Here is a 12,506-nt window from a genome sequence, read left to right as displayed (position 1 = left end):
GTTAAATAATTTTGATGAGGATTATTTAAGGATCATAAAAAAGAATGCGGTTTCTGTCGAAGGGCAAAAAACGATAATAAGAGAATTAGAAAAACAAATAAAGATTAATCCTTACTTATTTATTTGGGATAACTATCCTAGAAAGGATCAATTAGGCTATATTTTAGAGCTGGCTTGGAATAATCTATTAAAGCCTACAGAAACAAAAGCTCCAATGACCATTAAAAAATTACCTGTATCGATTTATCAAAATTTAAATAAAGATATTAATCTGTTAATAAAAGCGGAAGTTACTTATTTAAAAGGGAAAAACCAAAGTTGGGAGGAACAAAGAGTTATTGATCAAGCTATTGAGAATATTTTTAGAATTAAAAGGCATTGGATTTCTTATAAAGTCCCAAAATGGTTAAACGTGATAGATTCATTACAAAAAATAGTGTGTAAAAAAAATGGATTAAACTTTAATGGGGATTATTTGCATTTTGCTGCGATTTTAGAAAATGAGGGAGTAGAAGAGCAATTTGCACTACTTATTGATATGGGTATACCAGTATCCACTATTCATAAAATAAAACACTATATACCTGAGGATTTAGGTGATCAAGATTTAATTCGTTTTGTAAAGACTATTAGTCGTGAATACGTTCCTTCGATGTTAGAATATGAAATAGAAAAAATTAAGCAGCTATAATATTTCGATAGACTTAGTCAAAAACGTAGTCAAAAAAATCAATTGCCCCCGCAGCTGTTGATATATCAGTACTTTGAGACGGTTGGTTCGACTCCCGCCATCTCCATACATTAGAAAAAAATAGTTTCAAAAAGTGCCAAGTTTCTTGAGATATCAACGGTTTGGCACTTTTTTTGTTGCCTAAATGAATTTAGTATCATTCAATCTCGAAATTATAGGGCTGTTAAAATTTCATGACATAGACTAGCTCGCACAAGTCCCCCTCTATCGGTCCGAGAGTAAGATATAAAGAAAGTATTGATCCTTACCATTATAATATAATTTAACTGTGGAAAAATCCTCAAGACCTTTAATCAGTCCTCCAATGCTTCTGCCTATATTTAAGTAATGTCCCCCAAAAAGATGTACCAGTAAAAAATGGCTCGTACGAAAAGATCCATCAGTTGGTATACTTGTTACGCATGTACCGCCAATCAATTTACTCGATAGTTATCGCAGGTACGGTTGTGTGACCCGTTATCTTTCCCCACAACAAACGAAACATATGGTACGCTACTATCAACCTGGGCACAAAGTAGAGGAGGGTTTCAAGATGCATGAGGCATTTATCCAAGCGTATTTTTTGAAAAAAGATGAAACAATTGAAAGGGTGGAACAACAAGAGCAATTATTTGTTGCGACTATTGTCAAAAAGACGGCGCGTACATTTCGTAAAGTCGCTTATTTAAAGTTTACGATGAATACAGAATTCACTTCACCGCTTCCTAAAAAATTAGCATCCTATAAATTCACACCAAATGCAAAACGAACTTTATATGAAACGAATGACACGATTCAGCAGTGGCTACAACAGGGCTGGATTGTGCGCGAAATTCGCTATCACACAGACGGAATTAGCGTTAAGGATGATTATTATCGCATTGGCCCGGCTTACATAGAAGCTCAACAAAAATCTGAGCAACAACAGTTCATAAAACAGCAGCAACAGATACAGGCGTTAAAACAAAAAGCCGAGAAACTAGTGTTACCGGAGTTATTCCAACAGGCGATCGAATGGAATATGCTACCTGAACAGTGGCCAGTGAAAAAGCGCATGAAATACATTGAGTTTTGTTTAGCGTTTTATGCGTTATCCTTGCAAAAAGAGTTATTTGATTTTAAGGAAATCGGTGCGGCCTTACACGATACGATTGGGGGTTCAAAGGTATTTGACCAAGAGCGAGAAGTTTTTTTAGCGCAGCTAGAGCAAAGTGGTATTGATCCGATGCTTTACGGGCTAGTGAGCATCGGAAAAATTGTGCCAATTTATTTTACTGGTGATGTGCAAAATAACGTTGTAACGTATGCGATTGGCGCGGTGCATGCGACGACGGATAATGCGGTCTTAACATCACCTTTTACAACGACAAATACAACATTATGGCTTGTTGAAAACCGCGCTATTTTAACGCGTATAGCTGTAGAGACGAAATTTTTACGGCAAACGAATTCTTGCATCGTTTGTTTAGACGGGCAAATTCGTTCTGCACATAAACAATTTATTGAGCAATTACTGCAATCAGGTATTAAACAAACGATTATTTGGACAGATACCGATAGTGCGGGCATCACGATTGCTAAGTATGCCGCCGAATTAGTTAAGGGAACTGTAAAAATTGTTGGTCGTGATTATGAATTGTATCATTCAATTGAAAGTTTTACAGCCCAGGTGCAAGAGGCGCATGAACAGGAGCAGCAGTTAGGAGGGGTTGAACAGTGGATAAAATGGATGTAAAAGCACCGATTTCGATTTTTACAAGCAATTATCAAACCGCAGAATTTATGAAATCAATGCGGGATTTAGCATCGTTAGCAGGTGTGTTAAAAGAATTAAGTACCGAAAAAATGTACGATTCCCCAATCGAAATTATTCGTTTTTTAAATGTCATTCAGTTAATTAACGAAGCATCTCTCGGCATTAAAGATCCCATCGATAACGAGGAAATACTGTACTATCGATATCAGTCTACGTATTCACAAGACAATGAACCGCCAACATTAGCGCAAATTACAAGAATGCTCACGATTTTAGAGCGCAATAATTGGATCATAAAACAGAGTCGTCAAATTAAAATGCGTGACCGTGGGAAAAATTTAATGGATGGATTGATTCGCATGGGTAACGATGCGCTTGCCTATTATTTGCAAGATGATATTGGACGCTCGCTATTTCAAGCAAGACGAGATGCTGAAATAAGCGCCGCCTACGACGATCAAGGGATTTCCGGAGGCAATAAAATCGCATCGATGATTTACAACGTTGAAGAGGCGATTAAGCAATTAGAGGAACGCCAACTTGAACTTCTTGCTGATCGCAATGCCTTACCGCAGCTGGAAAAGATTAATCAACTAATGCTTGAGCTTGAAACAAAATTAAATGAACGCTTACAACAGTTTGGTACCGTCGAAGAAAGTACAAAAATGAGCGATTTAATGCGCCGCGGAACGGCTGCCATTTCAAAAGGGACCTCTCTTAGCTTGAGCTTACTGACAAAATATATTCGCTTTGTCAATATGCAGCTCACACCTACTGCTGACACCATTTCACCAGAAAAGGTGCGCCAGTTTATTTTGGCTATGCATTCACCTCAAGCTAATTCGAATATCCCAACAGCTCATGATATTTTAAGTTTTATGGAACAAAATCAATATGAACAAGAAGCGATGGATGGGCTGTGGGTCCCTGTAAAATTTGCTGCACCGATTGGCCCGCAAGATATTTCAGATGCTGTATATTATTTACAAACGTATGAACCGAAGCTAGAAAAGCCGATGTCTCATCAACTTGAGGATGAATATGAAGAGATCGAAATGGATGTTCGTCCTATAAAAGAAGCATTGCAGGATGCTTCATGGAAGATGACACAATCACTGATTGATACCGAACGAATTGAAAATTATTTAACCGAGCATGGTGAAACGGAAATGGAAGAGCTCATTGTGGAATCGAGTTCAAACAAATGGCATGATGCTATTCTTTCATTATTAGCTGTATCGGCACTAACGAGTAACAATAAAGTAGAACAACAGCCTATAGAGCAAGCAAAGGACTATGAAAAACAATGGGAGTGGATAGACGATGATGACAAACGATTTACCGTTCGACAATACTCTTATGATGATGAATAGCTTAAAGGGCTATCTGACGACCGAAGAGGAATTAGCATTTATGCAGTTATTATTTTCTTCATCTGCATCGATTAAAGGGGCAAATTACGGCTTAGCAAAGAAGGATTTAGTAAAGATGCTAGGCATTAATAATGGAGACGATGAAGCTTTTCATTCATTTATCAATCGTTTAAATGCTGCGTTAAGTCGCTATTTCCGTGTCATTTACGATGCACGTCGAGACCGCGTCATTGTCATGATGCATGTAACCGCAAAACATGCGAAATCAACATTAAGCAGTGAAGCGCTCGCAATTATGCTGTATTTGTTTTATCACCAAGAAGTACTTGGGCATGAATTTACGCTCTTGCATCAAATCCTGGTTGATTTTGGACATGAATCATTGAACGCCAACCGCAAATTGAAAAATAATATCGACCAACTGAAAAAAATTGGCGCGGTTACAGACTTCGAATCCGTTTCTGAAGAGGCATTTATGTTAACAGCCATAGGAGTACATATGTTTTCGGAGTCATTTTTACGTCGAACAACGGAATTTGCCCAGGAAACACAGCTTAGTAAAGAAGAAGTAATGAAGTTTTTCAATCGTTATAACTTACATATTGAGGAGGAAAACGAATGATTCCGTATCAACTAAAAATTCAAGGCGTTCGCGACTACTCACCTCGCAGCATTTATTTAGGGGAACCAGACGAGCATATTTTAATTACTGGTCCAAATGGTGTAGGAAAATCGACATTAACATTTTGCCTTGGTGCCGTGCTACATTCATCAAAGGTAGAAATAGAGGGACTTCGATCAACAAATTTAAAAGTAAATGACCCTTGGTATGCACGTATTACACTCGTATTTTTAAATGATGGCCGGACGAAAATTGATGGTCCAAAATTTATTGCCTTTCAGCTAACGGTCAATCAAGATACGAAAAATAGCCCGATTCAGCGCGAGTACGAGGTGTTAAATGGGCCAGACGAAGCGAACTTAACATCTCATGCCCGCTATACATCTGGTGGGACAGCGGGACGTACATTCAAGGCGTATCGCGAAGATTTGCGCGTGCGCTATAAAATCGAACCAGATGTTTTTTATTTAATTTGGTATCAGCAAGAAGTCAATCAATTTGCGGCGATGTACCCGGAAGAGCGTTTTCGCAAATTTAGTGACATGTTCGAGATTTCTGATATGCAAAAGGAATGGGAAGCTTCATTAGAAAAAATTAAAGAAGTTCGTATGGAAATTGAATATTTAAAGGGTATTCAAAAAGGTGCAGAGCTAAGCGTGAATGCAGCTCAAACCGAGCTCAATAAATATTTGGATAACAAAAAACGTATTTTCACATCTGGTCAGAAATATTATACGTTGCTCCATCAAATGATTGCGTATTATAGTACTTCGATTGAAAAGACGTTCGAGCAAAAAGCTAATGATCAAGTGGAAAAGGAAAAACTAGTCGTTTCGAGGCAACAATTAAAGCATAACATTAGTGAACTAGAGCAACAAAGAACACAATTGTCAGGGGATATTGGGGCATTATCACAGCAATTAACCCAAATAGCAGGTCAGCTAAAACAACAGCAAAATGAAGATACACAACAACAAAAATCGCAGGAGCAGTTAGAACAGCAGCTTGAAGCTATCGATAAAAAGAGAAAGCATTTACGCTTTGATGCCGAAACGGTACAACGTAAGCTAGAAGAAACAAAAAATCAATTAGCGATGATTACAAATCAATTAAGTGAGCTCAGTAATCAACAAATGCAACTGCGCAAGCAAGAACGCGAGCTCAATCAAGAAAAAAGCTTTTTAAAAATGACTACATCGCACCTAAAAGATGAAATCACAAAGGCAGAAAAGCACAAGGCAATCTATGTAAGCAGTGTGCAGATCGAGCAAAAAATTAATACCTTAGCACTACAAAATGAACGGGAATTTGAACAGATACAGCGTCTTAAGATAGAACTAAAAATGATGGAACAAAACGTTAAACAGTATGAGCAAAAAAAGGTAGTATCAAAACGCCAGCAGCAAGGATTATTGCATTTAAAGCAGCAACAACTAGAAGCGTACCCGTTACGTGAGTTAATAGAGCTCATGCCATCTGCTCCATTGCAGTTAGAAAAGCAACTTGAGGGGATTAAATATACCATTTTTTATGTTGGGAAAAACTATAAGCCAGTCAATGATTTATATTACGTATCACTTCAGCAACTTGTGCCGACAGAAAGTATCTCGAAGCTACCAGAGTATGGCTTACAAATTCGTAGTGATTTAACTGAACAGCAGAGGAATTATGCCAATAAAGCGCTTTGGTGGGTGAAGCAATTTTTCTTAGAGAGTCCGAAAATCGAGCAAGGCTTGTTATATGATACGCGCGGTATTCGTGGTGCACAGGAAGCGGCGCAATATATTTTAAGTGATGTGGCGATTGAAAGGCTATTGCAGGAAGTACAACAGACATATTCAAAAACAAAGAACGAGCAACAACAATTAGAACAACAATACGCAGAAAACAATCGACAGTTGAAACAGTTACAAGGCCATCTTCATACGATGCAATTAGCCGAAAGTACACTATTAAAGCAAACGGATTATGCATCTTATATTCAGCAGCTTGAACTAGTCGAACAAAAATTGTCAGCACTTTATGATGAGCAAACGGCAATTGAAATTCAACAAGACAAGCTAAATAGCGAGCATAGTGAAGGAAAGTATAATCAGGATTTCTATGAGCAACAATGGAAAATTCATGAGGAGCTCGGCGCATTTGCAGAGCAGCAAATGCAACTACAACAGATTGAGCAGGCAAGAAAATACTTGCAACAAAAAATTCGAGCGCTTACAACGGAGCAAGAAATAAAAGAACATGAAATTACTCAACAAAAGCGGAAGCAATTACGGCTAGGGGAACAGCAACAACAATTCGAAAGCGATTTGAAAATAGTCGAAAGTCAAATAACAGGTTATGAGTTAACGATTAAAAAGGCAAAGGACAAGCTAGAATTAGATGAAACGATGAAAAGTCGCTGTGAGCTTGATATGATTGAACTTGAACAGGTGCTACCGCAAGAAGCACAGCAACTAGACGAACAACTCGCAACAAACTTGTCACTGACGATGCTACAGGCTGAAAGCGAACAAGCAAAAGCTGAACTACGCAATGCCCGCTTAGAAAAAATTAACGAAAATGCCCAGCAAAATTACGATCAACAAAAGGCTGATTTTGATAAGAAAAATGCTGATTTAGCGAAATCAGAGCAACTCCTTGAAAGCAATACGGTTCGTGCAAATGAGTTGGAGGACCGCTTAGAAACCACGATTTCGATGCACTTAATCAAAATCAATACGCTTTTCCAAAAATATATGGATTTGTTCCAGTTTGAAGGGCAAGTGGAAAAGGAACGTATTGAAGAAAAATCAGGTCGTGTCAATTTCCGACTGTATATTAAGGCGCGAAAAATTGGGCATCAAGGTGCACTTGAAGATGTGAGTATGAAGGCTCGTAGTGGAAAGGTAGGGCTAGGTGTATCGGGTGGGGAGGAATCACTTAGTTCACTTCTTTTCGCGCTCGCACTATTGCAAAACTTAGCTACTTCACCAGGCTATATCGTGCTCGATGAGTTTGATAGCGCATTAGATGATGAGCGAAAAAATAAGGTATTTAATCTTTATGCCGAAGAACTGCAACGTAAACTGATTATTGTGTCGCCAAAGGGACATGATGAAACGTATTACAACTGCTTTTCGAAAGTATTCATTGTTGAGCATGACGCAACAATTCCAAAAAGTACGATTCGAGGGATACAGAATAAGAGGTGATTAAAAGCTATCCTAACCATTGAACTGCCTTGTCAAGTAGACTGTGGAAATAAAAAAATGTATTTAGCGGCTCGAGCCCTGAATTCAAAAGGACTCGAGCCGTTTAATCGTTTTTGATAACGATTGTGATTATAAAAATCGATATAGTGATCAATGCTTGTTTTAACGCCTCATATGAAACATAAATAATACTTCTCTACAATGTACCCCAGAAAGCCAGTAAAGTGGTAAACTTCTACCGCTGCTATCTTGAGGAATAAATCTAGAATTATTGCACAACGAACAGGTTGTTAGTAAAGTGAATAGAAAGTGGTTCACTTTGAGAATAGATATAATGTAGAAATAGTTAAGGGAAAAGGGAGCAAGTGATTATTGCTCTAGTGTGAATGTAGAGTAAGCCGTAACTTCATTAGCATCACTTGAACAAATAGAAGAAGGAGGATAAACAACAATGATACAGTTACATATTGAAAGTCAGAAAAACCCAGAGATTTATCGAAAGTTATTATTACCGAAGAACAGTAGTTTTTCCTTGCTAGATGAAATGATATTACTAAGCTTTGATTTGGATGGGGCGGACTATTTTAATTTTGAAATGGTTAAAAAAGATGGACGGGTATGTAAAGAAAAGATTTGTTTTTTACCTAAAAATGCTACGGATTTCGATACAGATGAAGAGTTGGTTGACGAATGGCTTCGAAAATCCGGTGATGAAGCCATTGCCCATATAATTGATAATAGTGAATCGTTTATTATTCGATTAGAGAACAATAAGGATTTACCGACGAACTCTGAAACTCTTTTATGTATTGCGGGAGCAGGTAATATTCATACGGGTAACATGGACAAGATTGATTTGGAGGAAATTAATGAACGGATAAGGGAGGATGAAGAGGCAAATAGTTTACTAGAAAACCTAGAGCCAGATTATCTTACTTTATTGGAGCTTACCAATTACCTGAAAAAACTAAAGCCATGGCAATATTTTAGAGATGATGAAGTTGTTGGCATTCATTTTGCAGATGTAGATTACAAAGTACTTGTTTCTGTTATGGGAGCGGGTGGTGAAGAGTTTGGGTTAATGATTTTTGACACGGAGCTTGGCTATCCTAGCTTAGCTAACATTCTTTATGAGAAAAATTTATCGAGCGATTTCTCGTATGGTTTAAATGCTTTAACTGTGAATTTTGTTGATAGGGAAGAGTTAGACCAAGCAGATTATCTATTAATTAAAGATAATGGGCTGTCGTTTAGAGGGAAGAAGAACTGGATTCAGTTCCGTAGCTATCTGGAGGGAACGCATCCTGAAAGACCAGATTATTTAGAGGTAGTGCTATTAATTGATGTTATAAGTAGGATGATTAATATTACAGAAGCTCGGAAGGATGGCTGGGAATATCCGCAGCTAGCTGCACATCAATATCCAATGTTTAAGGTGCAAATGGATGGTGAGTTACAAGAGATCTATATTTTGCAAATAAATATGCCCAAGCCAATGTTTGAGTGCTACGAGGAAATTTCGATGTTTGAAAAAGCCAAATATAAGAAAAAGCCTAAAAGCGCGTTACAAGTAGAATATGATATATTTTACATGCCTTTTGGCGTAGAATCGGAAGAAACGAGCCGCACTGTTTATCCGCTTGCTGGTATGCTTGTTGAACGAGGAAGCAATTTGATTATTGAACATGAATTGTTCCCGATGCCTAAAACGCCACCAATTGCACAAGGTGTGTTATGGGCATTTTTACAGGGCTTAGAGGTGAGACCAAGTAAAATATTTGTCTCTAAAGAGTTAAGACCGATGCTTCAGCCACTTGCAAAAATTGTCGGGGTAGAGCTTGTAGAGAGTGAACTTCCTGGCATTCGAGAAGTTAGAGAATTTATGAAAGACATGTCAATGGATTTAATTGAAGAATAGCGCAATTATTTTCTGAACATTATATAGAAAATCCACTTTTTTAGCAGACAAATGCTTATAAAAGTATTTGTCTGCTATTTTAGATATTCTTAAATCATACATAATATTGTCCCGAAACCTGTAACGAGAGCAATAAATAAAGCAATGGTAGGGATTCAGATTAACTCGAATTTACTAAGAATTAAACCAAACATTAGTTATAAACCTTGATTGTTTTTGATTTGAATATATACAGTATTGAAATGATCCAAATTAGAATTCCGCAAAACAGCATCATATGCGAAATTGAAAAGTTTATGAATAGTGATAATGAAACAAATGCATAGGACAGTGGGACTAATCCATTAGATGAAGCATTGACAATACTCATCACACGCCCTATTTTATCTTCATGGCTTTTCTCTTGAATGGATGATATTAATAAAACATTAATCACCGAGGAGAATATTCCCATTATTAATAATAAAATTACGCCTTGCCATACAGAGTTGATCTGACCTAATGTAGCTAAGGCTATGCCTAGAAGGCTAATCAGAATAAGTATGACCAACCCTTTTCTTTTAGTAACGTTTAACATGCCAATGAATATAGCACCTACCAACATGCCAATTTCATATGATCCCTGAAGCATGCTAAGGTCGATAGCTTCGCCAAATAGAACATTATTAACTAGTAGAGGTATGCCAATCATCAAAGGGCCAAAAAAGAAAAAATTAATAATTATTAAAATAATGATCAAATTTTTTAAAAAAGGCATGTTCCAAACATATTTAAAGCCTTCTTTTAACTCTAATTTAGTAGAGGTACGGTGTTTATTATTTATAGTAGCTTCTGGTTCTTTTTCTCTAATAAACGATGAAAATATAAATGTGATAAATAGGAAAACTGCTACTATAAAAAAAAGAACTTTGAAGGAAGCAGAAATTGTTATGATTAGCCCACCAATCATAGGGCCAGAAAACATTGCAATTTGATTAGAACTCTGAATGAACGAATTAGCTCTTGTGAGTAAATTTTTTGAAACTACTATAGGTAATAGAGAGGAATTAGCTGGAGAAAAGAAAGCATCAACGCACCCAAAAAGTACTGCAAAACAAATTAAAGGCCATATTTGTAACCAGCTTAATTGTAAAAATAACAACATGATAAGAACTAAAATACATCTTATTAAACTTGAAAATGTCATTATCCTTGAACGTTTTATTCTGTCTGCCCATACTCCACCAATTGTCATTAAAAATATTCTAGGAATCATTGTAACCATCAATACAATCCCTAATACAGCCTCTTGTTTTAATACCCTTACGATGTACCATTGTTCAGCAAAAAGATAAGTTGATAGCGCAAGAAAAGAAAAAGTACTTGAAAGCCAAAGAAAAAGGAAAGATCTATTAAGAAGTAAACGTTCATTAGGATTTATAGGATCTTTATGTTTTACCATTTTTTTAGGGATTAATGATATACCTTTACTTTCCATACTAACACCTCTGTAAGTCTATGATTTTTCAGAAAAAACAAATTCGTCAATTTTAAAGGCCGTAATCATGACATAATAATTATTATTTTTTTCATTTTTTTCGTTATCCGTTACAAGCTCCTCTACCAATTCTCTATACTTCCTTGTAAACTCCAAAAATTTTTCCTTAGTTACGGATACTTCACTTTGTAATGATAAACTATCCCAGTTTTCAACTTCTGAAGAATTGATTTCAAATGATGAATTAGGAGCTGTTAATACTCGAGTTTTTGCTCGATTTAATACTTCTAAATAAGACTGTCGAGTGGCTTCTTGAGATTCTACGAAATTTAATAGATGATCTGCCGGAATGAAGCCTCTTGCAACTGCCCCGTAATATTTTAGAATGTTCCCTCCTTGTTCGACTTTTTTTACTAATTGAATAAAATCATGTTTTTCAAGTTCGCGTAAATGATATAGGATTTTTGCGCGCGTTAAGTTTAATTCTTCAGCCAGTTGGTGACATGTGTAAGGTTGCTCTACTAAGTACATAAGTATTTTTGTGCGTAAGGGGTCACTTATTGCTTTCAATTGTTCATATGTTTGGATTGTTTTAATAGTTTTCATTTAAAATCCCCTCTTTAACCGGTTAATTTTATTTAACTATACTACCAAAAAAAAGAAATTATGTAAATCTCAACACATTTCATATTTCGCAATATTGTAAATCTTGATAGGTAAATATGTAATCATTGGTAACATATGGATTGACAAATGTAAAAATATGTATCATAGTGGAGTTGTATTGATTGTAATCTCCTATAAATTGTTAATTTTTGATGTTTTTGTGTTTATTATTACCATTTATTCTATTTTGAAAGGGAGAGAAAATATTGACTAAAACGTTAAATGAAGTTCAATTTCCAGAATTGTCTGCCAATTTCATTGCTGATTTTAGTTCTAAAGAGAGAATTTTGATAAGTAAGGAGGAGGTAGATGCTACTGTTATTCTAACTGCTTGGATTGCTTTGATTTACAGATATACAAAACAAAAGGATATAGTTATTGTATGTGAAAATGAAAACAACGTTACTGAATTTTCATTAATAAAAATAACTATCGAAAAGTGTATGACGATTAAGGATATTTTTAATAAAATAACTAGTGATTCAATGAATAATAAAACGGACATATCTAAAGAGAACTTTCTAAAAGAAATGGAAAAGGAAGAAAGTTATTTTGTAGGGTTCTTCCAAAAGGAACACTTGATACAAGCGAAAAAATTCTTTTATTTAACTTATGAAGGGCCGTATTTATATAGTAATTTTATTAGAGAAGGTTATGTAAAACAAATATCAAGTCATTTGACTGAGTTGATAAAAAATTTTGAATTAAATAAAACTATTCCTATAGATAAAGTAGATTTTTTAACAGAAGAAGAACGTAATGATATTTTT

9 protein-coding genes and 1 pseudogene are annotated in these 12,506 nt (G+C 35.9%); 7 read left to right on the top strand and 3 right to left on the bottom strand.

The annotated features are described in order from the left end of the window. The 5 genes and pseudogenes from PVA17_RS22930 to PVA17_RS22910 form a co-directional block, all read left to right on the top strand. Nucleotides 1–691, top strand: a pseudogene (locus PVA17_RS22930) (DEAD/DEAH box helicase); the annotation flags it as partial. A gap of 592 nt (nucleotides 692–1,283) precedes the next feature. After that, nucleotides 1,284–2,465: a DUF2399 domain-containing protein gene (locus PVA17_RS22925; protein WP_274069093.1), complete on the top strand. Its 1,182-nt coding sequence runs from the start codon at nucleotides 1,284–1,286 to the stop codon at nucleotides 2,463–2,465. Further along, nucleotides 2,456–3,859: a hypothetical protein gene (locus PVA17_RS22920; RefSeq protein WP_274069094.1), complete on the top strand. Its 1,404-nt coding sequence runs from the start codon at nucleotides 2,456–2,458 to the stop codon at nucleotides 3,857–3,859. Before PVA17_RS22925 ends, PVA17_RS22920 begins: the two co-directional genes overlap by 10 nt. Beyond that, nucleotides 3,810–4,481 carry a hypothetical protein gene (locus PVA17_RS22915; protein ID WP_274069092.1) on the top strand — a complete coding sequence of 224 codons (672 nt, stop codon included), beginning with the start codon at nucleotides 3,810–3,812 and terminating at the stop codon, nucleotides 4,479–4,481. Before PVA17_RS22920 ends, PVA17_RS22915 begins: the two co-directional genes overlap by 50 nt. After that, nucleotides 4,478–7,675 (top strand): AAA family ATPase, encoded by a 3,198-nt coding sequence (locus PVA17_RS22910; protein ID WP_274069091.1) that lies wholly within the window; start codon nucleotides 4,478–4,480, stop codon nucleotides 7,673–7,675. The genes PVA17_RS22915 and PVA17_RS22910 overlap by 4 nt, the downstream gene beginning before the upstream one ends. 32 nt (nucleotides 7,676–7,707) lie before the next feature. On the opposite strand, the gene PVA17_RS22905 is transcribed toward PVA17_RS22910, so the two are convergent. Then, a complete protein-coding gene (locus tag PVA17_RS22905; RefSeq protein WP_132362102.1) occupies nucleotides 7,708–7,830 on the bottom strand; it encodes an IS3 family transposase in 123 nt (40 codons plus the stop codon). 296 nt (nucleotides 7,831–8,126) lie between these two features. On the opposite strand from PVA17_RS22905, the gene PVA17_RS22900 reads away from it, so the two are divergent. Continuing rightward, nucleotides 8,127–9,593 carry a DUF7309 domain-containing protein gene (locus PVA17_RS22900; protein ID WP_274069090.1) on the top strand — a complete coding sequence of 489 codons (1,467 nt, stop codon included), beginning with the start codon at nucleotides 8,127–8,129 and terminating at the stop codon, nucleotides 9,591–9,593. Between the two features lie 193 nt (nucleotides 9,594–9,786). Here PVA17_RS22900 and PVA17_RS22895 read toward each other — a convergent pair whose 3' ends face one another. Together PVA17_RS22895 and PVA17_RS22890 are read right to left on the bottom strand one after the other, a co-directional pair. Continuing rightward, complete coding sequence (locus PVA17_RS22895; RefSeq protein ID WP_274069089.1) at nucleotides 9,787–11,070, bottom strand: MFS transporter; 1,284 nt, start codon at nucleotides 11,068–11,070, stop codon at nucleotides 9,787–9,789. Nucleotides 11,071–11,088: 18 nt separating this feature from the next. Beyond that, nucleotides 11,089–11,676 carry an ArsR/SmtB family transcription factor gene (locus tag PVA17_RS22890; protein WP_274069088.1) on the bottom strand — a complete coding sequence of 196 codons (588 nt, stop codon included), beginning with the start codon at nucleotides 11,674–11,676 and terminating at the stop codon, nucleotides 11,089–11,091. A 266-nt stretch (nucleotides 11,677–11,942) separates the two neighbouring features. Here PVA17_RS22890 and PVA17_RS22885 point away from each other — a divergent pair. Further along, the coding region (locus PVA17_RS22885) for a hypothetical protein (protein ID WP_274069087.1) at nucleotides 11,943–12,506 on the top strand (564 nt) is incomplete at its 3' end.

Source organism: Lysinibacillus sp. CNPSo 3705 (assembly GCF_028674935.1).
In the GTDB taxonomy this organism is placed as follows: Bacteria; Bacillota; Bacilli; order Bacillales_A; family Planococcaceae; genus Lysinibacillus.
The sequence above is the reverse complement of the archived record's forward strand: the minus strand, read 5'-3'. Positions and strand labels throughout refer to the sequence as shown.

What these genes read in the sequence shown, in the direction of transcription:
- PVA17_RS22925 (WP_274069093.1), top strand. Translation starts at nt 1,284, where the DNA reads ATGCATGAGGCATTTATCCAAGCGTATTTTTTGAAAAAAGATGAAACA.
- PVA17_RS22920 (WP_274069094.1), top strand. Translation starts at nt 2,456, where the DNA reads ATGGATGTAAAAGCACCGATTTCGATTTTTACAAGCAATTATCAAACC.
- PVA17_RS22915 (WP_274069092.1), top strand. Translation starts at nt 3,810, where the DNA reads ATGATGACAAACGATTTACCGTTCGACAATACTCTTATGATGATGAAT.
- PVA17_RS22910 (WP_274069091.1), top strand. Translation starts at nt 4,478, where the DNA reads ATGATTCCGTATCAACTAAAAATTCAAGGCGTTCGCGACTACTCACCT.
- PVA17_RS22900 (WP_274069090.1), top strand. Translation starts at nt 8,127, where the DNA reads ATGATACAGTTACATATTGAAAGTCAGAAAAACCCAGAGATTTATCGA.
- PVA17_RS22895 (WP_274069089.1), bottom strand. Translation starts at nt 11,070, where the DNA reads ATGGAAAGTAAAGGTATATCATTAATCCCTAAAAAAATGGTAAAACAT.
- PVA17_RS22890 (WP_274069088.1), bottom strand. Translation starts at nt 11,676, where the DNA reads ATGAAAACTATTAAAACAATCCAAACATATGAACAATTGAAAGCAATA.